At 59.3% G+C, this 26,394-nt stretch carries 20 protein-coding genes and 1 tRNA gene; 18 read left to right on the top strand and 3 right to left on the bottom strand.

Going from position 1 to position 26,394, the window contains the following annotated elements; translation table 11 throughout:
- Positions 1-64: 64 nt before the first annotated feature.
- The 11 genes from AC0IXA_RS21855 to AC0IXA_RS21805 all read left to right on the top strand — a co-directional run bounded on the left by AC0IXA_RS21855 (position 65) and on the right by AC0IXA_RS21805 (position 14,164).
- Complete coding sequence (locus AC0IXA_RS21855) at positions 65-2,866, top strand: LPS-assembly protein LptD (protein ID WP_341638038.1); 2,802 nt, start codon at positions 65-67, stop codon at positions 2,864-2,866.
- Positions 2,841-4,163: a peptidylprolyl isomerase SurA gene (surA, locus tag AC0IXA_RS21850; protein WP_177318478.1), complete on the top strand. Its 1,323-nt coding sequence runs from the start codon at positions 2,841-2,843 to the stop codon at positions 4,161-4,163. Before AC0IXA_RS21855 ends, surA begins: the two co-directional genes overlap by 26 nt.
- Positions 4,160-5,149 carry a 4-hydroxythreonine-4-phosphate dehydrogenase PdxA gene (pdxA, locus tag AC0IXA_RS21845; protein ID WP_341638039.1) on the top strand — a complete coding sequence of 330 codons (990 nt, stop codon included), beginning with the start codon at positions 4,160-4,162 and terminating at the stop codon, positions 5,147-5,149. Before surA ends, pdxA begins: the two co-directional genes overlap by 4 nt.
- Positions 5,146-5,964 carry a 16S rRNA (adenine(1518)-N(6)/adenine(1519)-N(6))-dimethyltransferase RsmA gene (gene rsmA / locus AC0IXA_RS21840; protein ID WP_130887897.1) on the top strand — a complete coding sequence of 273 codons (819 nt, stop codon included), beginning with the start codon at positions 5,146-5,148 and terminating at the stop codon, positions 5,962-5,964. The genes pdxA and rsmA overlap by 4 nt, the downstream gene beginning before the upstream one ends.
- 113 nt (positions 5,965-6,077) lie before the next feature.
- A complete protein-coding gene (gene apaG / locus AC0IXA_RS21835) occupies positions 6,078-6,458 on the top strand; it encodes a Co2+/Mg2+ efflux protein ApaG (protein WP_122506055.1) in 381 nt (126 codons plus the stop codon).
- Positions 6,458-7,339, top strand: coding sequence for a symmetrical bis(5'-nucleosyl)-tetraphosphatase (locus AC0IXA_RS21830; RefSeq protein WP_341638040.1), 882 nt, complete (start codon positions 6,458-6,460; stop codon positions 7,337-7,339). Before apaG ends, AC0IXA_RS21830 begins: the two co-directional genes overlap by 1 nt.
- Before the next feature lie 33 nt (positions 7,340-7,372).
- Positions 7,373-7,702, top strand: a complete 330-nt coding sequence (gene glpE / locus AC0IXA_RS21825) for a thiosulfate sulfurtransferase GlpE (protein WP_016772893.1) — start codon at positions 7,373-7,375, stop codon at positions 7,700-7,702.
- Between the two features lie 296 nt (positions 7,703-7,998).
- Positions 7,999-9,921, top strand: a complete 1,923-nt coding sequence (locus AC0IXA_RS21820; RefSeq protein WP_016772892.1) for a PrkA family serine protein kinase — start codon at positions 7,999-8,001, stop codon at positions 9,919-9,921.
- Between the two features lie 119 nt (positions 9,922-10,040).
- Positions 10,041-11,312, top strand: coding sequence for a YeaH/YhbH family protein (locus AC0IXA_RS21815; RefSeq protein WP_039757709.1), 1,272 nt, complete (start codon positions 10,041-10,043; stop codon positions 11,310-11,312).
- Positions 11,309-12,871, top strand: coding sequence for a SpoVR family protein (locus AC0IXA_RS21810; protein ID WP_024014545.1), 1,563 nt, complete (start codon positions 11,309-11,311; stop codon positions 12,869-12,871). The genes AC0IXA_RS21815 and AC0IXA_RS21810 overlap by 4 nt, the downstream gene beginning before the upstream one ends.
- 63 nt (positions 12,872-12,934) lie before the next feature.
- On the top strand, positions 12,935-14,164 hold the full coding sequence (locus AC0IXA_RS21805; protein WP_471814494.1) for a multifunctional CCA addition/repair protein: 1,230 nt from the start codon (positions 12,935-12,937) through the stop codon (positions 14,162-14,164).
- A gap of 84 nt (positions 14,165-14,248) precedes the next feature.
- On the opposite strand, the gene folK is transcribed toward AC0IXA_RS21805, so the two are convergent.
- Both folK and folB read right to left on the bottom strand, forming a co-directional pair.
- Positions 14,249-14,767 (bottom strand): 2-amino-4-hydroxy-6-hydroxymethyldihydropteridine diphosphokinase, encoded by a 519-nt coding sequence (gene folK, locus AC0IXA_RS21800; protein WP_341638042.1) that lies wholly within the window; start codon positions 14,765-14,767, stop codon positions 14,249-14,251.
- Positions 14,758-15,114 carry a dihydroneopterin aldolase gene (gene folB, locus AC0IXA_RS21795; protein WP_341638043.1) on the bottom strand — a complete coding sequence of 119 codons (357 nt, stop codon included), beginning with the start codon at positions 15,112-15,114 and terminating at the stop codon, positions 14,758-14,760. Before folB ends, folK begins: the two co-directional genes overlap by 10 nt.
- A 74-nt stretch (positions 15,115-15,188) precedes the next feature.
- On the opposite strand from folB, the gene plsY reads away from it, so the two are divergent.
- Positions 15,189-15,758, top strand: a complete 570-nt coding sequence (gene plsY / locus AC0IXA_RS21790; RefSeq protein ID WP_186568892.1) for a glycerol-3-phosphate 1-O-acyltransferase PlsY — start codon at positions 15,189-15,191, stop codon at positions 15,756-15,758.
- A 23-nt stretch (positions 15,759-15,781) separates the two neighbouring features.
- Here plsY and tsaD read toward each other — a convergent pair whose 3' ends face one another.
- Positions 15,782-16,807 carry a tRNA (adenosine(37)-N6)-threonylcarbamoyltransferase complex transferase subunit TsaD gene (tsaD, locus tag AC0IXA_RS21785; protein ID WP_341638044.1) on the bottom strand — a complete coding sequence of 342 codons (1,026 nt, stop codon included), beginning with the start codon at positions 16,805-16,807 and terminating at the stop codon, positions 15,782-15,784.
- Between the two features lie 199 nt (positions 16,808-17,006).
- On the opposite strand from tsaD, the gene rpsU reads away from it, so the two are divergent.
- From rpsU to AC0IXA_RS21755, 6 genes are all read left to right on the top strand, one after another.
- Positions 17,007-17,222 carry a 30S ribosomal protein S21 gene (rpsU, locus tag AC0IXA_RS21780; RefSeq protein ID WP_002551877.1) on the top strand — a complete coding sequence of 72 codons (216 nt, stop codon included), beginning with the start codon at positions 17,007-17,009 and terminating at the stop codon, positions 17,220-17,222.
- A gap of 486 nt (positions 17,223-17,708) precedes the next feature.
- Entirely contained in the window at positions 17,709-19,673 is a 1,965-nt protein-coding gene (dnaG, locus tag AC0IXA_RS21775; protein ID WP_341638292.1) for a DNA primase, read from the top strand.
- Between the two features lie 67 nt (positions 19,674-19,740).
- Complete coding sequence (gene rpoD / locus AC0IXA_RS21770; protein ID WP_024014550.1) at positions 19,741-21,588, top strand: RNA polymerase sigma factor RpoD; 1,848 nt, start codon at positions 19,741-19,743, stop codon at positions 21,586-21,588.
- 126 nt (positions 21,589-21,714) lie between these two features.
- The gene (locus tag AC0IXA_RS21765; RefSeq protein ID WP_471814493.1) at positions 21,715-25,461 is read left to right on the top strand and encodes a bifunctional diguanylate cyclase/phosphodiesterase; all 3,747 of its coding nucleotides are present in this window, start codon (positions 21,715-21,717) and stop codon (positions 25,459-25,461) included.
- A gap of 15 nt (positions 25,462-25,476) precedes the next feature.
- Positions 25,477-25,553, top strand: a tRNA-Ile gene (locus AC0IXA_RS21760).
- 179 nt (positions 25,554-25,732) lie between these two features.
- Positions 25,733-26,194, top strand: a complete 462-nt coding sequence (locus AC0IXA_RS21755) for an Lrp/AsnC family transcriptional regulator (RefSeq protein ID WP_016772879.1) — start codon at positions 25,733-25,735, stop codon at positions 26,192-26,194.
- The last annotated feature ends 200 nt before the right edge of the window (positions 26,195-26,394 follow it).

Raw genomic sequence — 26,394 nt, 5'->3', positions numbered from 1 at the left:
ACCATCGAGAGGCGTGCGGCCCACACCGCGGGCAGATGGCACGCAGGAAGCCCGGACTAATAAGATGGCATTGAAATCCCCCGCGTTTCGTAAAAAATTTCCGTTGTTGGTAACCGGCAGTCTGCTGGCTATGCAACCTCTGGCCAGTCAATTCGTTGTTGCCGCCGAGCAGTATGACTGCTCCGTCTCGGCTACGGGTGGCTGGGACTGTGCGCCCAAGTCGCCCGCCGCGGCATTGCCGCCGCGCCCAGTGCATGACGGCAGTGCCGTCAGCTCTGCTGGCGAGGCCCCGGCCGACAACGGTTCCGGCGCAGAGACCGGTGCAAAAACCGCACTGGTCACCGAGTCCAAGGGCCGCGGCCTGAAATCCCGTAGCGAAGACTACAGTCACCTCGACTGGGTTCCGCGCGAGAAGCTCACTGCCGCGCAATTGGCCGAGACCGGTCCTTACTGCTCTGGTTCCTATATCGAACCGATTCGTCCTGGCATGAATGACAAGACGAATAAAAGTGACGCGCCGACCTTCATCGGTGCCAAAGCGTCGCGTTATGAGCAGGACACACAAGTCGCCAGCCTCGCCGGTGACGTGGTCATGCGTCAGGGCAGCATGCAGGTCGAAGCCGACGAGGCCAACCTGTATCAGGCCGAGAGCCGTGGCGAACTGGCCGGCAACGTGCGCATCCGTGACAACGGCGCGCTGATCGTCGGCGACCACGCCGATGTGCAACTCGACACCGGCGAAGCCAAGGTCGACAACGCCGAATACGTGATGCACAAATCGCGCATCCGCGGTAACGCGCTGTATGCCAAGCGCGCCGAAAACGCGATCATCCGCCTGAAGGACGGCACGTACACCACGTGCGAACCTAACAGCAACGCGTGGCAGCTCAAGGGCAACAACATCACCCTGAACCCGGCCACCGGCTTCGGTACCGCGACCAACGTGACGTTGCGCGTCAAAGACATCCCGATTCTGTACACCCCGTACATCTACTTCCCGATCGACGACCGTCGCCAGTCAGGCTTCCTGCCGCCGACCATCGGTTCGGGCAGCGACACCGGCTTCATGCTGGTCACCCCTTACTACTTCAACCTTGCGCCGAACTATGACGCCACGTTGTACCCGCGCTACATGAGCAAGCGCGGCATGCTGGTCGAGGGTGAGTTCCGTTACCTGACCAAGTCGAGTGAAGGTCAGTTCGGTGCTTCGTACCTCAACGACGAGGACGATGATCGCAAGCGTCAGTCCGACTACAACGAGACTCGCTACATGTACAACTGGCAGCACAAGGGCGGTCTCGACTCCCGCGTGCTGACCCAGGTTGACTACACCAAGATCAGCGATCCGTATTACTTCCAGGACCTGCAAACTGACCAGATCGGCGTCAAGAGCGACGATTTCGTCAACCAGCAGGGCTCGGTCACTTATCGTGGCGACAGCTACACCGCACGCCTCAACGCTCAGCAGTATCAACTGGCGACCGTTTCGAACATCACACCGTATGGCCGTCTGCCGCAGATCACCTTCAATGGTCAGCTGCCGTATCACCCGGAAGGCCTCGATTTCGATTATCAGACCGAGCTGGTGCGTTTCGACCGCGATCTGAGAAGCGGCACCTTTGTGCAGGAAGACGGTATTACCACCGAGCCGCGTCTGGACAACAACATCACCGGCCTGGCTCGTGCCAATGGCGATCGCTTGAATCTGAAGCCGGGCGTCAGCCTGCCGATGAGCTGGACATATGGTTTCCTGAAGCCATCGCTGAAATATCAGTACACCCAATATCAGCTTGATCTGGACAACACCGGCAAAGCGCAGATCGATGCGCTGTCGCCAGCAAACCAGAAGCTCTATGGCAAGTTCGACAGCAACCAGAATCGTGGCGTACCGATCGCCAGCATTGATAGTGGCCTCTACTTCGACCGAAATACTTCGTACTTCGGCAAGAACTATCGCCAGACTCTGGAACCACGCCTGTTCTACCTGTACGTCCCTGAGGTCGATCAGGAAGATATTCCGGTGTTCGATACCAGCGAAACGACGTTCAGCTACTCCTCGCTGTTCCGTGACAACCGCTTTACCGGTGCCGACCGTGTCGGTGACGAGAACAAGCTGTCACTGGGTGTGACCAGCCGCTGGATCGAAGACAACGGTTTCGAGCGTCAGAAAATCAGCGTAGGCCAGGCTTATTACTTCAAGAATCGCGAAGTGCAGTTGCCTGGCATCGATGCGAAAACCCGTGAAGATTCCAAATCCAGTGTCTCGCCATACGCGCTTGAATACGAATACCGCTGGAACCGCGACTGGCGCGCCACAGCCGACTACAACTGGGACCCGGACAGCCGCAGCCCGCGCTCCGGCAGTGCGATGTTCCACTACCAGCCAGCCGACAACCCGAACAAGGTCATCAATGCCGGCTATCGCTATCGCAACGATCAGGTTCGTTATGACCAGAACACCGGTCAGTGGTCGGTGGGCGGTGGTGACTACGGCGTTCCCGGACAACCTGGCTACGTGAAGGACTACTACAAGATCCAGCAGCATGACTTCTCGGTCATCTGGCCTATCGTTCCGCAGTGGAACGCCATCAGCCGCTGGCAGTACGACTACAACCGCAATCGCACGCTGGAAGCTTTCGGTGGTTTCGAATACGACAACTGCTGCTGGAAACTGCGCCTGATCAACCGTTACTGGGTCTCCTATGACGAGTTCAGTCAGGAAGCTCCGGAAAACGAGAAAGGCGACCACGGCATTTTCCTCCAAATTGTTCTGAAGGGACTCGGCGGCCTGACTGGCGCCAAGGTAGAGAGCTTCCTCGACAAAGGCATTCAAGGTTATCGTGAACGTGAAGACCAAGCTTTCTGATTGTCTGCGCCCGGTGCTGCTGGGCGCGTTGTTCCTGGGTACGGCGGCCAACGCCGCCGTACAGTCCATCGATAAAGTAGTGGCGATCGTCGATAACGACGTCGTCATGCAGAGCCAACTGGACCAGCGCGTTCACGAAGTTCAGCAGACCATCGCCAAGCGCGGTGGCGGTCTGCCGCCTCCGGGCGTGCTCGATCAGCAAGTGCTCGAGCGTTTGATCGTCGAAAACCTGCAACTGCAGATCGGCGAACGCTCGGGCATCCGCATTACTGACGAAGAGCTGAACCAGGCTGTCGGCACCATCGCCCAACGCAACAACATGACTGTTGATCAGTTCCGTGCTGCGCTGGCTCGCGATGGCCTGAACTATGACGACGCCCGTGATCAGATCAAGCGCGAGATGATCATCAGCCGGGTGCGTCAGCGTCGCGTGGCAGAACGCATTCAGGTGTCCGAGCAGGAGGTGAAGAACTTCCTCGCCTCTGACCTCGGCAAGATGCAACTGTCCGAAGAACTGCACCTGGCCAACATCCTGATCCCGACTCCGGAAAGCGCCAACTCTGAAGCGATTCAGAGCGCTTATCGTCAGGCCATGGATGTTTACCAGCAGCTCAAGCAAGGCGCTGACTTCGGTCAGATGGCCGTGGCCAAATCCGGCAGCGACAACGCCCTGGAAGGCGGCGACATGGGCTGGCGTAAAGCCGCGCAGCTGCCGCCGCCGTTCGATCGCGAATTGAGCAGCATGGCCGTCGGCGACATCACTCAGCCTGCGCGTACGCCGGGCGGCTTCATCATTCTGAAGCTGCTGGGCAAACGCGGCGGCGAAGCGCAGATGCGCGACGAAGTGCATGTGCGTCACATCCTGGTCAAGCCAAGCCCGATCCGCGACGAAGCCAAGACCAAGGCACTGGTGCAATCGTTGTATGACCGCATCACCGCCGGCGAAGACTTTGCCGAACTGGCGAAAAACTATTCGGAAGATCCGGGTTCCGCCCTTAACGGCGGCGACCTGAACTGGATCGACCCGAACGTGCTGGTCCCGGAATTCCGCGAAGTGATGGCTTCGACCCCACAAGGTCAACTGTCCAAGCCATTCCAGACCCAATACGGCTGGCACGTGCTGGAAGTCCTTGGCCGTCGCGCCACTGACGGCACCGAACAGGCCCGTGAGCAGCAAGCCATGACCGTACTGCGTAACCGCAAATACGACGAGGAGCTGCAAACCTGGCTGCGTCAGATCCGTGACGAAGCGTACGTAGAGATCAAACTCCCTGGTGCAGACCAGGCAGCGCAGTGAAACCCAAGCGTTTCGCGCTGACACCCGGCGAACCAGCCGGCATCGGTCCCGACCTGTGCCTGCTGCTCGCCTCGCAAGCCCAGCCACATCCCCTGATTGCCATCACCAGCCGCGACCTGCTCCTTGAACGGGCCGCGCAACTGGGGCTGGCCGTCAACCTGCTGGATGTCGCGCCGGGTCAGTGGCCAGATGTTCCAGCACCGGCCAATAGTCTGTACGTCTGGGACACGCCGCTCAGCGCACCGGTAGTCGCCGGGCAACTGGACAGGGCCAACGCGGCGTTCGTCCTCGAAACCTTGACCCGCGCCGGCAACGGCTGCCTGAACGGCGACTTCGCCGGGATGATCACCGCGCCGGTGCACAAAGGTGTGATCAACGAATCGGGTATCGCGTTCTCCGGACACACAGAATTTCTCGCTGACCTGACGCACACCGCGCAGGTAGTGATGATGCTGGCCACTCGCGGTTTGCGCGTGGCGCTGGTCACCACGCATCTGCCTCTGCGCGAGATTGCCGACGCGATCACTCCAGAGCGACTGGAGCGCGTCACTCGGATCCTGCACGCCGACCTGCAAGACAAATTCGGCATCGCCCGGCCACGCATCCTGGTCTGCGGTCTTAATCCGCACGCCGGTGAAGGCGGCCACCTGGGCCATGAAGAAATCGACATCATCGAACCGACATTAGAGCGCCTGCGCGGCGAGGGCATGGACCTTCGTGGCCCGCTGCCTGCCGACACTCTGTTTACCCCCAAATATCTGGAGCACTGCGACGCAGTGCTGGCGATGTACCACGACCAGGGCTTGCCCGTGCTCAAGTACAAAGGCTTCGGCGCTGCCGTCAACGTGACGCTGGGCCTGCCGATCATCCGCACCTCGGTCGACCATGGCACCGCCCTGGATCTGGCCGGCAGCGGCAGGATCGACACCGGCAGCCTGCAAGTCGCCCTGGAAACCGCCTACCAGATGGCCGAGACCCGTTTATGAACGAGCAATACCAACACAAGGCGCGCAAACGCTTTGGTCAGAACTTCCTCCACGATGCCGGCGTTATCGACCGCATTCTGCGCTCCATCCACGCCAAGGCTGACGACCGCCTGCTGGAAATCGGCCCCGGTCAGGGTGCGCTGACCCAAGGTTTGCTGGGCTCCGGCGCGCAACTCGACGTGGTGGAACTGGACAAGGATCTGATCCCGATCCTCAATCAGCAGTTTGCGGGCATGAGCAATTTCAACCTGCATCAGGGCGATGCGCTGAAGTTCGACTTCAATACGCTGAACGCCGCACCGAACAGCCTGCGGGTGGTTGGCAACCTGCCGTACAACATCTCCACGCCGCTGATTTTTCACCTGCTGAACAACGCCGGCATCATTCGTGACATGCACTTCATGTTGCAGAAAGAAGTGGTCGAGCGTCTGGCCGCAGGCCCGGGTGGCGGTGACTGGGGTCGCTTGTCGATCATGGTTCAGTACCATTGCCGCGTGGAACATCTGTTCAACGTTGGCCCGGGCGCTTTCAATCCGCCGCCGAAAGTCGATTCGGCGATCGTTCGTCTCGTGCCCCACGCGGTACTGCCGCACCCGGCCAAGGATCACAAGCTGCTGGAGCGCGTTGTGCGCGAAGCCTTCAACCAGCGCCGCAAAACCCTGCGCAATACCCTCAAGCAATTGCTCAGCAACGCCGAGATCGAAGCCGCTGGCGTCGATGGCAGCCTGCGTCCCGAGCAGCTGGATCTGGCCGCATTCGTGCGCCTGGCCGACCAGCTCGCGATACAGGTCCCGGCAACTCCCGCCGCAGACTGACCCGCGATGAACGCTATCGGGCAGCACACCACTCTGGTTTACTGCCCGATACTTGCCTAGACTGATTCCCCATCAGCTACGCCCCGCGTTCCGCTTCGTTAAGGCCTTCTTGCATGTCCGATTCCCGTTATCAGGTCGATGTCAGCGTCGTCACTCACTATCTGGCAGACCAATCGCAACCCGAACACGACCGTTTCGCCTTCGCCTACACCATCACCGTGCAGAACAACGGCGAGATTGCGGCCAAGCTTCTGTCCCGGCACTGGGTGATTACCGATGGTGACGGCCATGTCGAACAAGTGCGCGGTGAAGGCGTCGTCGGCCAGCAACCGTTGATCGATGCAGGCAAGAGCCACACGTATACCAGCGGCACGGTGATGACCACAAAGGTCGGCACCATGCAGGGCACTTATCAAATGCTCGCCGATGACGGCAAACATTTCGATGCCGTCATCAAACCGTTTCGCCTCGCCGTACCCGGAGCCCTGCACTGATGACGACTTACGCCGTCGGTGACCTGCAAGGCTGTCTCGAACCGCTCAAGTGCCTGCTCAAGCAAGTCGCTTTCGACCCGGCGCTTGACCGGTTGTGGCTGGTCGGCGATCTGGTCAACCGTGGTCCGCAGTCGCTGGAAACCCTGCGCTTTCTCCATGGCATGCGTGAGTCGCTGGTCTGCGTGCTCGGCAATCACGACCTGCACCTGCTGGCCGCCGCGAAGAAAATCGAGCGTTTGAAGAAAAGTGACACCTTGCGCGAAATCATCGAGGCTCCCGACGGCCCGCAATTGATGGAATGGCTGCGCCAGCAGAAGCTGATGCATTACGACGAAACACGCGATGTTGCGATGGTCCATGCCGGCATCCCGCCGCAATGGTCGCTGCGCCGTGCGTTGAAGTGCGCCGCCGAAGTCGAGACCGCCCTGCGCGACGACAACGTATTCCCCGCCTACCTTGACGGTATGTACGGCAACGAGCCGGCAAAATGGGACAACGATCTCAAAGGCATTGATCGTCTGCGGGTAATCACCAATTACTTCACGCGCATGCGCTTTTGCACCGCCGAGGGCAAGCTCGACCTCAAAAGCAAGGAAGGCCTCGACAGCGCCCCGCCCGGCTACAAGCCGTGGTTCCAGCACAAGGAGCGCAAGACCAAAGGCCTGCGCATCATCTTCGGTCACTGGGCTGCGCTCGAGGGCAATATCCACGAGCCGGGCATTTCCGCGCTGGACACCGGATGCGTATGGGGCGGCAGCCTGACGCTGATGAACGTCGACAGCGGCGAACGCCTGTCATGCAAATGCGACGAGCACGGCGGGCTTGCACACACGGTCGCGCCACTTATCCCCGAATCTTCGCCAGTCGACGCGCCGCGTTAGACTGCACTTTCAGTTGAGCTACAGGAACCCGCCATGAGCGAATTCAAACGAATCCCCCCGGAACAGGCGCAGGCCCTGCGTGAACAAGGCGCCGTTGTGGTTGACGTACGCGATCCAGCGACCTTTGCCGCGCTGCACATTAGCGGCTCCAAACATCTCGATAACCATTCGCTGCACGCTTTCATTCAGGGCGCCGACCTTGATGCACCGACCGTCGTGGTCTGCTACCACGGCAATTCCAGCCAGGGCGCAGCCGCCTATCTGGTCAGCCAAGGCTTCTCTGACGTCTACAGCATGGATGGCGGTTTCGAGCTGTGGCGTACGACTTATCCGTCGGAAACCGCGCAAGGCACCGCCGAATAATTTTTTTGCGCAGCGCAGGCCCCGGCTGCCGTGGGCCTGCGCGCGGCAGACGAACGGTCTGCCACAACTAATTACGTATCTCGCCTTTACCTCTCGAATTCCCAACTATCCTTAAGCGCAGGCCATCCAAATCAGGGGAGAGCCGGTACACCGGCGCGCGGGTCATCGGGAGTAGCTTTCGCGGTTTGTCGACCGTGGGAGAATTCTGGGGGGTAAACAGCAGCTGCCATAGCGACTGCTGCCAGCATCGACTGAGTGATCCGGCGTCGGCTCCACGTATCGAGCGAGGTGACGTCATGAGTATCTTTAGCCACTTCCAACAACGCTTCGAATCCACACGCCAGGAAGAACTCTCTCTGCAGGAGTACCTGGAGCTGTGCAAAAACGATCGCAGCGCCTACGTTTCCGCCGCCGAGCGTCTATTGATGGCGATCGGCGAACCGGAACTGCTCGACACTTCGACCAATTCGAGGCTGTCGCGCATCTTCTCCAACAAGGTGATCCGCCGCTATCCGGCTTTTGAAGACTTCCACGGGATGGAAGAATGCATCGACCAGATCGTCTCGTATTTCCGCCACGCCGCCCAAGGCCTGGAAGAGAAGAAACAGATTCTTTATCTGCTCGGCCCCGTTGGCGGCGGTAAATCGTCCCTGGCCGAGAAGCTGAAACAGCTGATGGAAAAAGTGCCTTTCTACGCCATCAAGGGCTCGCCGGTCTTCGAATCACCTCTGGGTCTGTTCAACGCCACTGAAGATGGCGCGATCCTTGAGGAAGATTTCGGCATTCCACGACGCTACCTGAACACCATCATGTCGCCCTGGGCGACCAAACGCCTGGCCGAATTCGGCGGCGACATCAGTCAGTTCCGCGTGGTCAAGCTGTACCCCTCGATCCTCAATCAGATTGCGGTGGCCAAGACCGAACCCGGTGACGAGAACAACCAGGACATCTCGGCGCTGGTTGGCAAGGTCGATATCCGCAAACTCGAAGAATTCCCGCAGAACGACGCTGACGCCTACAGCTACTCCGGTGCGCTGTGCCGGGCCAACCAGGGCCTGATGGAATTCGTCGAAATGTTCAAGGCGCCGATCAAGGTGCTGCACCCATTACTGACCGCTACTCAAGAAGGTAACTACAACAGTACCGAAGGCCTCGGCGCGATTCCGTTCACCGGGATTTTGCTGGCTCACTCCAACGAGTCGGAGTGGCACACCTTCCGCAACAACAAGAACAACGAGGCGTTCATCGACCGGATCTACATCGTCAAAGTGCCGTACTGCCTGCGCGTCAGCGATGAAGTGAAGATCTACGACAAACTCCTGTTCAACAGTTCCTTGTCCAAGGCGCACTGCGCACCGGACACCTTGAAAATGCTTGCGCAATTCACCGTGCTGTCGCGCCTCAAGGAGCCGGAAAACTCCAACATCTATTCGAAGATGCGCGTCTACGACGGTGAAAACCTCAAGGACACTGATCCGAAGGCCAAGTCGATTCAGGAGTACCGCGATTCGGCCGGTGTCGACGAAGGCATGAACGGCCTGTCGACCCGCTTCGCCTTCAAGATCCTCTCCAAGGTGTTCAACTTCGACCCGCATGAAATCGCTGCCAACCCGGTGCACCTGCTCTATGTGCTTGAACAACAGATCGAACAGGAACAGTTCCAGGCCGAAACCCGCGAACGTTACCTGCGCTATCTGAAGGAATACTTGGCGCCGCGCTACATCGAGTTCATCGGCAAGGAAATCCAGACCGCTTATCTGGAGTCCTACAGCGAATACGGTCAGAACATTTTCGATCGCTACGTGCTGTATGCGGATTTCTGGATTCAGGATCAGGAGTATCGCGACCCGGAAACCGGCGAGATCCTCAACCGCGTGGCCCTGAACGAAGAACTGGAAAAAATCGAAAAGCCGGCCGGGATCAGCAATCCGAAGGATTTCCGCAACGAAATCGTCAACTTCGTCCTGCGCGCCCGGGCCAACAACAACGGCAAGAACCCGACGTGGCTCAGCTACGAAAAACTGCGGGTGGTCATCGAGAAGAAAATGTTCTCCAACACCGAAGACCTGCTACCCGTCATCAGCTTCAACGCCAAGGCCAGCAAGGAGGATCAGCAGAAACACAACGACTTCGTTACGCGAATGGTTGAACGTGGCTACACCGATAAACAGGTACGCCTGCTGTCCGAATGGTACCTGCGGGTCCGCAAGTCGCAGTGAGGCAGCTGCAAGCTATAAGCCACAAGCTGCAAGAACAAAGCGCGTGAACCCGAAAACACGGGCATTCGCTTTTACTTGCAGCTTGCAGCTCAAAACTTGAAGCTCCCCGGAGGGGCCTTATGAGCTATGTGATCGACCGACGCCTCAATGGCAAGAACAAGAGCACGGTGAACCGCCAGCGTTTTCTGCGGCGCTACCGTGACCACATCAAGAAGGCTGTCGAAGAGGCAGTCAGTCGCCGCTCCATTACCGATATGGAGCACGGTGAACAGATCAGTATTCCCGGTCGCGACATCGACGAACCGGTGCTTCATCACGGACGCGGCGGCAAACAGACTGTGGTGCATCCCGGTAACAAAGAGTTCACGGCCGGTGAACATATCGCTCGTCCACCGGGAGGCGGCGGTGGACGCGGTCCGGGCAAGGCGGGTAATTCCGGCGAAGGCATGGACGAGTTCGTCTTCCAGATCACTCAGGAAGAGTTCCTCGAATTCATGTTCGAAGACCTGGAACTGCCGAACCTGGTCAAACGCAACCTGACCGGCACCGACACGTTCAAAACCGTACGCGCCGGGATCAGCAACGAAGGTAACCCTTCACGCATCAATATCATCCGTACCCTGCGCTCAGCACATGCACGTCGTATTGCCCTGTCCGGCAGCAGCCGGGCAAAGCTTCGTGAAGCCAAGGAAGAGCTGGCAAGGCTCAAGCGCGAAGAACCGGACAACTTCGGCGATATTCAGGAACTCGAAGCTGAAATCGAGAAACTCAGCGCGCGCATTCATCGCGTGCCGTTCCTCGATACCTTCGACTTGAAATACAACCTGTTGGTCAAGCAACCCAATCCTAGTTCCAAAGCAGTGATGTTTTGCCTGATGGACGTTTCCGGTTCGATGACGCAGGCGACCAAGGACATCGCCAAGCGCTTCTTCATCCTGCTGTACCTTTTCCTCAAGCGTAACTACGACAAGATCGACGTGGTGTTCATCCGTCACCACACCAGCGCCCGGGAAGTGGACGAAGAGGAGTTTTTCTATTCTCGTGAGACCGGCGGCACCATTGTTTCCAGCGCCCTGAAGCTGATGCAGGAAATCATGGCCGAGCGGTATCCGAGCAACGAGTGGAACATTTATGCCGCTCAAGCCTCCGACGGCGACAACTGGAACGACGATTCGCCGATCTGCCGTGACATCCTCATCAACCAGATCATGCCGTTTGTGCAGTACTACACTTACGTGGAGATCACCCCGCGCGAACATCAGGCCCTGTGGTACGAATACGAACGCATCGCCGAAGCCTTCTCTGACACGTTTGCCCAGCAGCAACTGGTCTCGGCCGGAGATATCTATCCGGTCTTCCGTGAACTCTTCCAGCGCAGGTTAGTGACATGACCGCCAAAGAGCAGAAACGCCAACCGATTTCCACCGGCTCCGAATGGACATTCGAGCTGATCCAGACCTACGACCGCGAAATCGCCCGGATCGCGGCCCGTTATGCACTGGACACCTATCCCAACCAGATCGAAGTGATCACCGCCGAGCAGATGATGGACGCCTATGCCTCGGTGGGCATGCCGCTGGGCTATCACCACTGGTCCTACGGCAAACACTTCCTCAGCACAGAGAAATCCTACAGTCGCGGGCAGATGGGCCTGGCCTACGAGATCGTAATCAACTCCGACCCGTGCATCGCCTATCTGATGGAAGAAAACACCATCTGCATGCAGGCGCTGGTGGTGGCCCATGCCTGCTATGGCCACAACAGCTTCTTCAAGGGCAACTACCTGTTCCGCACCTGGACCGATGCCAGTTCGATCATTGATTACCTGGTGTTCGCCAAGCAGTACATCATGCAGTGCGAGGAACGCCACGGCATCGACGCCGTGGAAGATCTGCTCGATTCCTGCCATGCCTTGATGAATTACGGCGTCGACCGCTACAAGCGTCCGTATCCGATCTCCGCCGAAGAAGAGCGCCGGCGGCAAAAGGACCGTGAAGAGCACATGCAGAAGCAGATCAATGATCTGTGGCGCACCATTCCCAAAGGCGCGGACAAATACAGCGACAAGGACAACGCCCGCTTCCCGGCCGAACCGCAGGAAAACATCCTCTATTTCATCGAGAAACACGCGCCACTGCTGGAACCCTGGCAACGCGAAATCGTGCGCATCGTGCGCAAGATCGCCCAGTATTTCTATCCACAGCGCCAGACTCAGGTCATGAACGAAGGCTGGGCGACGTTCTGGCATTACACGCTGATGAATGATTTGTACGACGAAGGCCTGGTCACCGACGGCTTCATGATGGAATTCCTCACCTCGCACACCAGCGTGGTATTCCAACCGGGTTTCGACAGTCCGTACTACAGCGGCATCAACCCGTATGCGTTGGGTTTCGCCATGTACCGCGACATTCGGCGCATGTGCGAAGAGCCTACCGAAGAGGATCGCCGCTGGTTCCCGGACATCGCCGGTTCCGACTGGCTGTCGACCATCAAGTTCGCCATGAGCAGTTTCAAGGATGAGAGCTTCATCCTGCAGTACCTGTCGCCGAAGGTGATCCGCGATCTGAAGCTGTTCAGCATTCTCGATGATGACCAGAAAGACGATCTGCTGGTGCCGGCCATCCATGACGAGGGCGGCTACCGCATCATCCGGGAAACCCTGGCAGCGCAGTACAACCTCGGCAATCGTGAGCCGAACGTGCAGATCTACAGCATCGACCGGCGCGGCGATCGCTCGCTGACCCTGCGTCATCAGCAACACGACCGCAAACCACTGGGCGACTCAACCGAAGAAGTGCTCAAGCACCTGCACCGGCTCTGGGGCTTCGACATTCATCTGGAAACCCTGCAAGGCGACCAGATCATGAAAACCCATCACGTGCCGCCACGCAGTGAACACAGCGAGGGCGATTACGGCCGGCTCGATCTGGCCGTGATTCATCTTTGATCCGGTTCTGGCCTCCGAAAGTCTGACGCAAGGGTTATCCTGTCGGACTGACGGAGGTTTTTTATGCAGGTTTACAAGGTTGGCGGCGCGGTACGTGATCGCCTGTTAGGGTTGCCGGTCACTGATGTCGACCGGGTCGTGGTCGGTGCAACCACTGAAGAAATGCTCGCTCAGGGATTCCGCCCGGTCGGCGCGGATTTCCCGGTGTTTCTGCACCCAAAAACCGGCGAGGAATACGCCCTCGCCCGCACCGAGCGCAAAAGCGGTCGCGGTTACGGAGGTTTCACCTTCTACGCAAGTCCCGAAGTCACGCTTGAAGAAGACCTTATTCGACGCGACCTGACGATCAATGCCATGGCCGAGGACGATCAGCTCAACTTGACCGATCCATATCATGGTCAACGCGACCTCGAAGCACGAATCCTTCGCCATGTTTCCCCGGCATTCGCCGAAGATCCGCTCCGTGTCCTGCGCGTTGCCCGCTTTGCTGCACGCTACGCAGGGTTGGGCTTTACGGTCGCCGCTGAAACCATGGACTTGATGCGCCAGCTCAGTGAGTCCGGCGAACTGCAGGCGCTGACTGCCGAACGCAGTTGGAAGGAGATTTCTCGAGCATTGATGGAAGACCACCCGCAGGTGTTCATCCAGGTCTTGCGCGACTGTGGCGCACTCAAGGAGCTAATGCCGGAAGTCGACGCCTTGTTCGGCGTACCGCAGCCGGAGACCCATCACCCGGAAATCGACACGGGCCTGCACACCTTGAGCGTGCTGGAGCAATCAGCGCTGCTCAAGCAACCACTGACGGTGCGCTGGGCCTGCCTGCTGCATGACTTGGGCAAAGGCCTGACGCTGGAAGAAGAATGGCCCAGGCATATCGCCCATGAGCACACCGGGCTGAAGCTGATCAAAGCGGTCAACGAGCGCTTCAAAGTCCCCAAAGACTGTCAGGAACTGGCGCTGCTGGTCGGCCAGTACCACACCCATGGGCACCGGGCGCTGGAGCTGAAAGCCTCGACGCTGCTGGAGTTGCTGCAGAGTTTCGATATCTATCGCCGGCCGCAGCGCTTCGAGGAGTTTATCGCCGCGTGCGAGATGGACGCTCGGGGCCGCAAAGGCCTGGAGCAGCGCAGTTATCCACAGGCGGATTACTTGCGCGGAGCGGCGAAAGCCGCGCGGGAAGTGGCGGTGCAGCCGTTGCTGGAGCAGGGATTCAAGGGGCCTGAACTGGGCGAAGCGCTGAAGCGGGAACGACTGAAGGCGTTGAAAACCTACAAAGAGGCGGCGACAGCCTGATAAAAATTTCGCGAGCAGGCTCGCTCCCACAGGACACCGCGATCCAATGTGGGAGCGAGCCTGCTCGCGAAAGCGAATTTGATATCACCGCAAATCCGAAGGCGTGAGCTGCTCCCCCCGCCATTCGAACGCAACCGGCGCCAACACCTGATCAATTTGCGCCTCAGCCCACAACGTCGCAAAGCTTTGGCCCACCCCCGGATGCACTCGCTCCGGCGCAATCAACGACAACGGCCACAGCACAAATGCGTTTTTCAGGATTTCCGCACGCGGCAGTACCAATCCGTCGAAATTACCCACCAGATCGCCATACAGCAGCACGTCGATATCCAGCGGCAAGCCCTTGCGATCCGGGGCATAGCGACCGTTATCCGCCTCAATGAATTTCAAGCGGCGATCAAGCTCCATCAACGGCAGTTCGGTGTAGGCCGAGACCACGAAATTGAAGAACGGTCCGCTCTTGATGCCAACCGGCTGGCTCTCGAACACCGCCGAACATCGGATATCCACCAGGAACGTGGCCAGCGCATCGAGACCGGCGCGCAAATGGGTTTCGCGCTCGATATTGCTACCGAGCCCGAGGTAGACCTGAGTCAGCGACATCCGCGCTCGATCTCCACACCCACACCACCCTTGGCGGCCGGAACGGCGCCCGGCTTGGTCAGTTTCAGTCGCACCCAGGTGATGTTGAATTCGGTCATGAGCACTTCAACCAGACGCTCGGCAAAGGTTTCGACCAACTGGAAATGCGCCTGCTCGGCGAAGGTCTGAATGCGCGTGGAAACACTGGCGTAATCGAGCGCCAGGGTCAGGTCGTCACCGGCGGCGGCCGGGCGATTGTCCCAAGCGAAGCTCAGATCAAGCCGCAGACACTGACGGATGCCGCGCTCCCAGTCGTAGGCACCGATCACGGTGTCGACTTCCAGGCCCTCGATAAACACTCTGTCCAAGCACTTCTCTCCGCTGCACGACAAGGGCGCGATGCGCCGTTAGAATCAGGGCGTCCTCGCCCGGAATAGTTAGCATGTTTTGGTTACTGGCGATTCTCGCCTACCTGCTCGGCTCGCTGTCCTTCGCCATTTTGCTCAGCCGCCTGACCGGAAATCCGGATCCGCGAATGAGTGGCTCGGGTAATGCCGGCGCCACCAACATGCTGCGCCTGGCCGGTCGCAAACTGGCGATCCTGACCCTGCTCGGTGATCTGTGCAAAGGCCTGCTGCCGGTGCTGATCGCCTCGGGCGCGGGCCTCTCACTGCAGGATCAGGCCTGGATTGGCGTGTGCGCCGTGATCGGTCACCTGTTCCCTTTGTACTTTCGCTTTCGCGGCGGCAAAGGCGTTGCCACTGCCGCCGGCATGCTGCTCGGCCTGTATCCACCCGCCGCACTGCTGGCCGTATGTGCCTGGCTACTGACGTTCTACCTGACCCGCACCAGCTCGCTGGCGGCGCTGATTGCCACGCCACTGACCCTACCGTTGCTGGCCTGGCAAGAGCCGGAAGCCTTGCTGCCAATGAGCGCGCTGACCTTGCTGATTGTCTGGCGCCATCGCGGCAATCTACGCGACCTGTTTGCCGGGCGCGAACGGCATTTCTGACTGCCGTTCATGAGCGTCGCTCATTACAGCGCCGACAACTGTTCCATTGGCCAGCGGGCCTGCACGGTGATTGCCAGACTTTCCTGCTGACCGGCCTTCAGGCGCTGGCAACCGGCAAACGCGATCATCGCGCCATTGTCGGTGCAGAACTCCGGGCGCGCATAGAACACATCGCCCTTCATATCGCCGAGCATCTTTTCCAGCGAAACCCGCAACGCCTTGTTGGCGCTGACGCCACCGGCAATCACCAACCGCTGCATGCCTGCCTGTTTCAGGGCGCGCTTGCACTTGATGGTCAAAGTCTCCACCACGGCCTGCTGGAACGCCAGCGCGATGTCGCAACGGGCTTGCTCGCCGTCGTCCCCGGCGCTGACGCATTGCTGCCAGGTGTTGAGGGCGAAGGTTTTCAGGCCGCTGAAGCTGAAGTCCAGACCCGGGCGATCACACATCGGACGCGGAAAGGTGAAACGTCCTGCGACGCCCTTCTCGGCCAGCTTGGCGATTTCCGGCCCGCCGGGGTAATTGAGGCCCATCATCTTTGCGGTTTTGTCGAAGGCTTCACCGGCTGCATCGTCGAGCGTCTCGCCGAGCAGGCTGTATTGGCCAATGCCGTCGACCTGAACCAACTGCGTATGGCCACCGGAAACCAACAAAGCGACGAACGGGAATTGCGGCGGTTTCGGCTCCAGCATCGGTGCCAGCAAGTGGCCTTCCATGTGGTGCACGCCAAGCGCCGGAATGCCCCAGGCAAACGCCAGCGCCTGCGCGCAGGATGCACCCACCAGCAGCGCGCCGACCAGGCCAGGACCTGCGGTGTAGGCGATTGCGTCGATCTCGGTCGGCACACAGTCGGCCTCGGCCAACACCTGCCGGATCAAGGGCAGCATGCGTTTGACGTGGTCACGCGAGGCCAGCTCCGGCACCACACCGCCATAGACGCGGTGCAGGTCGATCTGACTGAACAGCGCGTCGGCCAGCAGACCGCGCTCACTGTCATATAATGCGACGCCGGTTTCGTCGCAGGAGGTTTCTAATCCCAGTACTAGCATGGGTTTGCGCCTTGTTTAGGCTGAATTCGAAGGCGCGCATAATAGTCGCCACGTGATGCCCCGACCAGCGGTTTTCGATCAGAGGCTTTGCATTCCGAGCGATGAGGGGTTAACATCCGCAACCCTTAAAAACCGACGTCTTCAAGTGCTCTTTTGCCGCGAGGATGTTGACCCCGGTAATGAATGAAGGTAGCTCTGGATGCCAGCCGTCAAAGTAAAAGAGAACGAACCCTTCGACGTAGCTCTGCGTCGTTTCAAGCGCTCCTGCGAAAAAGCCGGTGTACTGGCTGAAGTTCGTAGCCGCGAATTTTACGAGAAGCCAACTTCTGAGCGTAAGCGCAAAGCAGCAGCCGCTGTTAAGCGTCACGCCAAGAAAGTTCAGCGCGAACAGCGCCGCGCCGTTCGTCTGTACTAATCCACAGACGTTCGTAGCAAGCTTCTTGCCTAAGCCCGGCCCTCAGCCGGGCTAATGGCATTTGCGTAAAACGCTTGATGCTTCACCGTCGACGCCGCCGATGCGACCGAGACAAATCTGCTTCACCGCGTCAGGCCTGGCTCTTTTGCCAGCGGTGCACGTCTTTTCTGACGAGCCTTTCAAGGCTACTGACGAGCACACCCACTGATTCCTCTTACGACGATCAGCCCAAGGCACCTGCATGCGTGCCCGCTTTATTGAGCTATCCGAGGCCGACAACCGGCCGTCAGCGGATTCAGCGCAACACTTTCAAATAGTCGAAGACTGATAGGTACTAACGTCAGTGGATTTTCGGCAGATACACTTCCCGACAGCGATCACGCAGACGACACCGGTCGAGCCGCACTTTTTGTGCGTTTCCAGCAATGGCCCGCGTCCGACAGCCTGTCGCAACGGATTTATTGCAGCGCAGACGACGAGAACGCCATGGCCGGGCTGATTCCCCAGAGCTTCATTGACGACCTGCTGAACCGCACCGACATCGTCGACGTGGTCAGCTCGCGCGTGCAATTGAAGAAGGCCGGCAAGAACTACACCGCCTGCTGCCCGTTCCATAAAGAGAAAACCCCTTCGTTCAGTGTCAGCCCCGACAAGCAGTTCTATTACTGTTTCGGCTGCGGCGCTGGCGGCAACGCCCTCGGCTTTCTCATGGATCACGACAACCTGGACTTCCCCCAGGCCGTCGAAGATCTGGCCAAAGCCGCCGGCATGGACATCCCCCGCGAAGAAAGCGGCCGCGAGCGCAAGCCGCGTCAGCCGACCGATTCGCCGCTGTATCCACTGCTCACCGCCGCCGCTGATTTTTACCGGCAGGCACTCAAGAGTCATCCGTCGCGCAAGGCTGCGGTGGATTACCTGAAGGGTCGCGGCCTGACTGGCGAGATCGCTCGGGATTTCGGCCTCGGTTTTGCACCGCCGGGCTGGGACAACCTGCTCAAGCATCTGAGCAGCGACACGCTGCAACAGAAGGCCATGATCGAAGCCGGCCTGCTGATCGAGAACGCCGAAACCGGCAAGCGCTATGATCGTTTCCGCGATCGCGTGATGTTCCCGATCCGCGACACCCGTGGACGGATCATCGCCTTCGGCGGTCGCGTACTGGGCGACGACAAGCCCAAGTACCTGAACTCACCGGAAACCCCGGTATTTCATAAAGGCCAGGAACTCTACGGCCTCTATGAAGCGCGCAAGAACAATCGCAACCTCGATGAAATCATCGTTGTCGAGGGTTATATGGACGTCATCGCCCTCGCCCAGCAAGGCTTGCGCAATGCCGTCGCCACGCTGGGTACCGCGACCAGCGAAGAACATTTGAAACGCCTGTTCCGCGTCGTGCCGAACGTATTGTTCTGCTTCGACGGCGACCAGGCGGGCCGCAACGCCGCGTGGCGCGCACTGGAAGCGACCCTGCCGTGCCTGCAAGACGGTCGTCGCGCGCGGTTCCTGTTTTTGCCCGAAGGCGAAGATCCGGACACCCTGGTTCGCGCCGAAGGCACCGACGCTTTCAAAGCGCGCATCAATCAGCACGCGCAGCCGCTGGCCGATTATTTTTTCCAGCAACTGACCGAAGAAGCCGACCCGCGCTCACTTGAGGGCAAGGCGCACATGGCCACCCTCGCCGCGCCATTGATCGATAAGGTTCCAGGCGCGAACCTGCGCATCCTCATGCGTCAGCGCCTGACCGAGATTACCGGCCTGAGCAGCGAGACCGTCAGCCAATTGGTTCAGAGTGCGCCGCAGGAAGCACCGCCCGCCTACGATCCGGGCTTCGATTACGACGCCATGCCGGACTACAGCGACTACCATCAGCCGCAGGCACAGGACATGTACGCGCCGCAGCAGGAATGGACGCCGAAGAAACCCGGCGCCGGCGGCAAGAAGTGGGACAAGAAACCATGGGACAAGAACGGCAAGCGTGGTGGCGATCGCGAACAGCAGCGCCCGCGCACGCCGATTGGCGTTGAATCGCCGACCCTGACGGCATTGAGAACATTGCTCCATCATCCGCAACTGGCCAAGCGCGTCGAGGACGCCGGGCATATTGCCGATGAAAATCAGACCAACGCCCAGTTGCTTGTGGCGCTGCTCGAAGCCGTACAGAAGAATCCCAAGCTAAACTCATTTCAGTTGATCGCGCGATGGCACGGCACTGAACAGGGTCGCTTGCTCAAGGCACTGGCAGAAAAGGAATGGCTGATTGACGGAGATAACCTTGAACAACAGTTTTTCGACACCATTACTAGCTTGTCCGCCCGCCAACGCGAGCGAAATCTCGAACAGTTACTCAGGAAAGCGCGGCAAAGCGAACTGAGCGTCGAAGAGAAAAATCAACTGCGCGACCTTTTAAGTCGCAATGTTTCCGCATCAAACCCGACCTCAACTGGCGCGTGAGGTCATAGCTCAGGTATAATCCTCGGCTTGTTTTTTGCCCGCCAAGACCTTCAGTGGATAGGGTGTTATGTCCGGAAAAGCGCAACAGCAGTCTCGTATTATTGAGTTGATCAAACTGGGTCGTGAGCAGAAGTATCTGACTTACGCCGAGGTCAACGACCACCTGCCCGAGGATATTTCAGATCCGGAGCAGGTGGAAGACATCATCCGCATGATTAACGACATGGGGATCCCCGTACACGAGAGTGCTCCGGATGCGGACGCCCTTATGTTGGCCGACGCCGATACCGACGAGGCCGCTGCGGAAGAAGCAGCCGCTGCGTTGGCGGCGGTGGAGACCGATATCGGTCGCACCACTGACCCGGTGCGCATGTACATGCGTGAAATGGGTACGGTCGAGCTTCTGACCCGTGAAGGCGAAATCGAAATCGCCAAGCGGATCGAAGAAGGCATTCGTGAAGTGATGAGCGCAATTGCGCACTTCCCTGGCACGGTTGACCACATTCTCTCCGAGTACACCCGCGTCACCACCGAAGGTGGTCGCCTGTCCGACGTCCTGAGCGGTTATATCGACCCGGACGACGGCATTGCGCCGCCTGCGGCAGAAGTGCCGCCGCCGGTTGACCCGAAAGCCGTCAAGGCCGACGACGATACCGATGACGATGATGCCGAATCTTCCGATGACGAAGAGGAAGCCGAAAGCGGTCCGGACCCGGTCATCGCTGCACAGCGCTTCGGCGCCGTGGCGGACCAGATGGAGATCACCCGCAAGGCCCTGAAAAAGCACGGTCGTCACAACAAGGCAGCGGTTGCCGAGTTGCTGGCCTTGGCCGAGCTGTTCATGCCGATCAAACTGGTGCCGAAGCAATTCGAAGCCCTGGTCGAGCGTGTACGCAGTGCTTTGGATCGTCTGCGTCAGCAAGAGCGCGCGATCATGCAGCTGTGCGTACGTGATGCACGTATGCCGCGCGCCGATTTCCTGCGTCAGTTCCCGGGCAACGAAGTCGACGAAAGCTGGTCCGACGCGCTGGCCAAAGGCAAGAGCAAGTACGCCGAAGCCATCGGTCGCGTGCAGCCGGACATCATCCGTTGCCAGCAGAAGCTGATTGCGCTGGAAACCGAGACCGGCCTGACTATCGCAGAAATCAAGGACATCAACCGTCGCATGTCGATCGGTGAGGCCAAGGCCCGCCGCGCGAAGAAAGAGATGGTTGAAGCCAACCTGCGTCTGGTGATCTCGATCGCCAAGAAGTACACCAACCGCGGCCTGCAATTCCTCGATCTGATCCAGGAAGGCAACATCGGTCTGATGAAGGCGGTGGACAAGTTCGAATACCGTCGTGGTTACAAGTTCTCGACTTATGCCACCTGGTGGATCCGTCAGGCGATCACTCGCTCGATCGCCGACCAGGCCCGCACCATCCGTATTCCGGTGCACATGATCGAGACGATCAACAAGCTCAACCGTATTTCCCGACAGATGCTGCAGGAAATGGGTCGTGAACCGACCCCGGAAGAGCTGGGCGAACGCATGGAAATGCCTGAGGACAAGATCCGCAAGGTACTGAAGATCGCCAAAGAGCCGATCTCCATGGAAACCCCGATCGGTGATGACGAAGACTCCCATCTGGGCGACTTCATCGAAGACTCGACCATGCAGTCGCCAATCGATGTCGCCACGGTGGAAAGTCTGAAGGAAGCGACTCGCGAAGTGCTGTCCGGCCTCACTGCCCGTGAAGCCAAGGTACTGCGCATGCGTTTCGGTATCGACATGAACACCGACCATACGCTCGAAGAAGTTGGCAAACAGTTTGACGTAACGCGTGAGCGGATCCGTCAGATCGAAGCCAAGGCGCTGCGCAAGCTGCGCCACCCGACGCGAAGCGAGCATCTGCGCTCCTTCCTCGACGAGTGATACCAGAACCCCCGGCCCAGGCCGGGGGTTTTGTTTTATGGCAGATTAAATTCCCCGCTCCGCCCTCCCCGCCGCGTACCCCGTCTACACTCGAAACAATCATCCCCAAGCCGCGACGAGAGCGTTATGCCTAGACTGGCGCCCGTGCTTTTTCTGCTGTCATTGATGATCTGCACCGCCACGGCTGACGCGCTGACTCTCACCGATGAAGAACGCAGCTGGCTGGCGGCTCACCCTGACTTGCGCCTGGGTGTCGACGCGTCGTGGCCGCCTTTCGAATTTCGTGACGATCAGAACCGCTATCAGGGTCTGGCCGCTGACTATATCGACGTGATTCGCCAACGCCTGGCGATCAAGCTGACGCCGATCGAACCGGCAAGCTGGACGGTGGTGCTGGAGCAGGTCAAAAAAGGCAAGATCGATTTGCTGCCGGGAATCATGTCCACGCCGGAGCGCCAGAATTATCTGTCATTCACCCGGCCGTACCTCGACTTCCCGATCGTCATCCTCGCCCATGTCGGCGGCGCCCAGCCGCGCAAACTCGACGACCTGTACGGGCTGAAAATCGCTGTGGTGGAAAACTATGCCCCCCACGAACTGCTGCGCACTCACCACCCTGATCTGAATCTGGTAGCCATGCCCAACGTCAGTTCAGCGCTGCAAGCCCTAGCGACTGACGAAGTGGACGCGGTGGTCGGCGATCTGGCTTCCAGCGTCTGGAGCCTGCGCCAGCTCAAGCTTGACGGCCTCTATGTCAGCGGCGAAACGCCGTATCGCTATCAACTGGCGATGGCCGTGCCCCGGGACAACAAGGTACTGGTGGGCATTCTCGACAAAGTCCTCGCCGACATGACCCCGGCGGAAATCAGTAGCATCCAGGAACATTGGGTCGGCAATGTGCTCGACCACCGCACGTTCTGGTCGGACCTGCTGATGTACGGTCTGCCCGGTCTGTTGCTGCTGATGACGATCCTCGCCGTGGTGATTCGCATCAACCGCCGCCTGAGTTCGGAAATCAGCCGGCGCATCGACCTCGAACAAGAGCTGCGCAGCAGCGAATATCACTACCGCGGCCTGGTGGAGAGCTTGTCAGCCATCGCCTGGGAAGCGCGGATGAGCGACTTCACCTACAGCTATGTTTCGCCCCATGCTGAAGACTTGCTCGGGTATCCACAGTCTCACTGGCTGATTCCGGGTTTCTGGCACAACATCATTCATCCCGCCGACCTGACCCGCACGCAGAACTATTGCAGGGAAGCGCTGCGCCAGGGCCGCGATCACATCGTCGACTATCGCGTGATCACCGCCGACGGCCGCTGCCTGTGGGTGCGCGACATTGTCAGCCTGATCGAGCATGGCCACGAACCGGTGATGCGCGGGTTGATGATCGATATCAGCGAAATCAAACGCACTGAAGAAGCGCTGCGGCTGTCCGAGCAGAAGTTCGCGTCAGTGTTCGAGCAATGCCCGGACATTCTGGTGATTGCACGCCTGTCCGACGGCTGCCTGCTGGAGGTCAACGAGGCCTTCGAGGAGCAGATCGGCCTCAGGGCCGAGGACGTGATCGGCCAGACCGCCACCAACCTCAATATCTGGGGCATCCCCGGCGTCGGGCCGGGCCTCTTGCAGCGTTTGCAGGCCGGCAGTATCCGTAATCTGGAAATGCCCTTTCGCCGCAACAACGGCCAGTTGTTCACCGGGCTGATTTCCGCCGAGCCTTTCGACCTCGACACCACGCCGGCGCTGGTGGTCGTGGTGCGCGACATCAGCCAGCTCAAGGAAACCCAACAGCAACTGCAAACTTCTGAAGAAAAATTCGCCAAGGCTTTCCATGCGTCGCCCGACGGTCTGTTGCTGTCGCGTCAGAGCGACGGCCTGCTGTTGGAGGTCAACGAAGGCTTCAGCCGCATCACCGGTTTCAACAGCGCCATGTCGGTGGATCGTTCGACGCTGGATCTGGGTATATGGGTCAACCTCAACGAACGCAAACAGATGCTCGACCTGCTGCAACGCGACGGTTTCGTCCGCGACTTCACATGCCACATCCGTCGCAGCGACGGGCAGATTCGCCTGTGCGAAGTGTCCAGTCGCCCGCTGCCGATCGGCGACGAGGATTGCATGCTGACCATCGCCCGCGACATCACCGAACGCCATCTCATGCAGGAAAAACTGCAGCAGGCCGCGACCGTTTTCGAGAGCACCGCCGAGGGCGTGTTGATCACCGATACTCAACAACACATCAGCGCCGTCAATCGCGCTTTCACCGAAATCACCGGTTACAGCGAAAGTGAAGCGCTGGGCCACACGCCACGCTTGCTGGCGTCAGGGCTGCATGACAGCGCTTTCTACGCGGCGATGTGGCACCAATTGACCGACGAAGGCCACTGGCAAGGCGAGATTTCCAACCGGCGCAAGAACGGCGAGCTGTACCCAAGCTGGCTGACCATCAGCGCCGTGCGCAATCGCGACAAGTTCATCACCCACTTCGTCGCGGTGTTCGCCGATATTTCCAGCCTCAAGCATGCCCAGGCCAAGCTCGATTACCAGGCTCACCACGACCCCCTCACCGGTTTGCCCAACCGCACCTTGTTCGAGAGTCGCCTGCAAACGGCCCTGACCAGCCAGCAGGAAAATGGCGGCCAGGGCGCGGTGCTGTTTCTCGATCTCGACCGCTTCAAACACATCAACGACAGCCTCGGTCACCCGGTCGGCGACCTGTTGCTCAAGGGCATCGCCGTGCGCTTGAAAGAACAACTGCGCGATATCGACACGGTCGCGCGATTGGGCGGTGACGAATTCATCATCCTGTTGCCAGGCTTGCAGCAAGCCAGCGACGCCGACAACATCGCGACGAAACTGCTCAACTGCTTCGGCGCGCCGTTCCAGGCCGGCGAACACGAGTTCTTTATCAGCGCCAGCATCGGCACCAGCCTCTATCCCCGCGACGGTTGCGACGTGGCCACCTTGGTGAAAAACGCCGACGCGGCGATGTATCGCTCCAAAGCCAAAGGACGCAACCGCGTCGAAAGCTATACCCGGGATCTCACCGCCCAGGCCAGCGAGCGCATAGCGCTGGAGCACGAACTGCGCCGCGCCATCGAGCGTGATGAGCTGTTTCTCTATTACCAACCAAAAATCAGCCTGGTCGATTACAGCCTTGTCGGCGCCGAAGCGCTGATTCGCTGGCGCCACCCGACCTTCGGCGACGTGCCGCCCGAGCACTTCATACCGCTGGCGGAAGAGAACGGCATGATCCTGCAGATCGGCGATTGGGTGCTGGAGACCGCTTGCCGGCAAATGTTCGAGTGGAACGAGATCTACCAACCGCTCGGTCCGCTTTCGGTAAACCTCGCCGGTGCGCAATTGCGTCAGCCCAACCTCTTGGTGCGCATCGAACAACTGCTCAAGGACAACCGCCTCAGGCCGGATTTACTGCAACTGGAAATTACCGAGAATTTCATCATGAGTCAGGCCGAAGAGGCGCTGGCGGTGCTGCACCAACTCAAACACCTCGGTGTGCAACTGGCGATCGACGACTTCGGCACCGGCTACTCCTCGCTCAGCTACCTCAAACGCCTGCCGCTGGACATCCTCAAGATCGACCAGTCCTTCGTCCGCGGACTGCCTGACGACCCCCACGACGCAGCCATTGTGCGCGCCATCATCGCGCTCGGTCGCAGCATGCAATTCACCGTGATTGCCGAAGGCGTGGAAACCCAGGCGCAACAACAATTCCTCGCTGCTGAAGGGTGCGAACAGATACAGGGCTACATCGTCAGCCTGCCGCTGCCACCGGAGGAATTCGCCGCGACGTTTCTGCATATAACCGTATCGGATTTTTCGGATAGCACAGCCGCGAAACCGTCGCTATAATCCGCGGCCTACTGAGGGCCTATAGCTCAGTTGGTTAGAGCAGAGGACTCATAATCCTTTGGTCCACGGTTCGAGTCCGTGTGGGCCCACCAAATTGAAAAGCCGCGCTGAATGCGCGGCTTTTTTGTGGGCGAGTGGTTGGGTTTCGTCTTGGCGGGCGCAACGTTCTGGAACTGCGCAAGAAAATCCGTTTGAGAGAACGCTGAGAGCCCCAACGCGATTGTCCCTGTAACATCCTTAACCTGATTGTCCCATGCCTCCGGAGTCCCCCTTGCCAGACACCCGCCAACCCATCCTCGACGAAATCGACCGCCAGCTGATCGCCGCGCTGCAGATCAACGCCCGTGAAAGCGTGGCCATGCTCGCCCGTCAGCTAGGCATTGCTCGCACGACGGTGACGTCGCGTCTGGCCCGCCTGGAAAAGGCCAAGGTAATCACCGGTTATGGCGTGCGCTTGGGTCAGCGTGTGGTCGATGGTGGCTTGCAGGCCTACGTCGGGATCAAGGTGCAGCCGCGTTCCGGCAAGGACGTGCTGCGACGTTTGAGTGCGATGGCGCAGGTGCAACAGCTGTGTGCGGTGAGTGGCGAGTTTGATTATGTGGCGTGGTTGCGCACCGATTCGCCGGAGCAGCTGGATCAATTGCTGGATCAGATTGGCAGCGTCGATGGGGTGGAGAAAACCACGACTTCGATCATTCTGAGCAGCAAGATTGATCGCGGGCAGCCGGTCTGAGCATTGGCCGGGCATTCTGGCTGAGCCGCTTCGCAAGCAGGCCCGCTCCCACTTCTTTGGTCGGTATGCAGCCCGCAATCGTCATTCTGCACAACAATCAGGCAAAACGACGACACATTGCGTCTTATTAACGCGCTCCACGCTCCCTAGAATGGCTGGCATCTTTTCCTATACTCAGACGCGAATCCTGCGTCGGGTCG

The organism is Pseudomonas sp. AC083, from assembly GCF_979253165.1.
The sequence above is the reverse complement of the archived record's forward strand: the minus strand, read 5'-3'. Positions and strand labels throughout refer to the sequence as shown.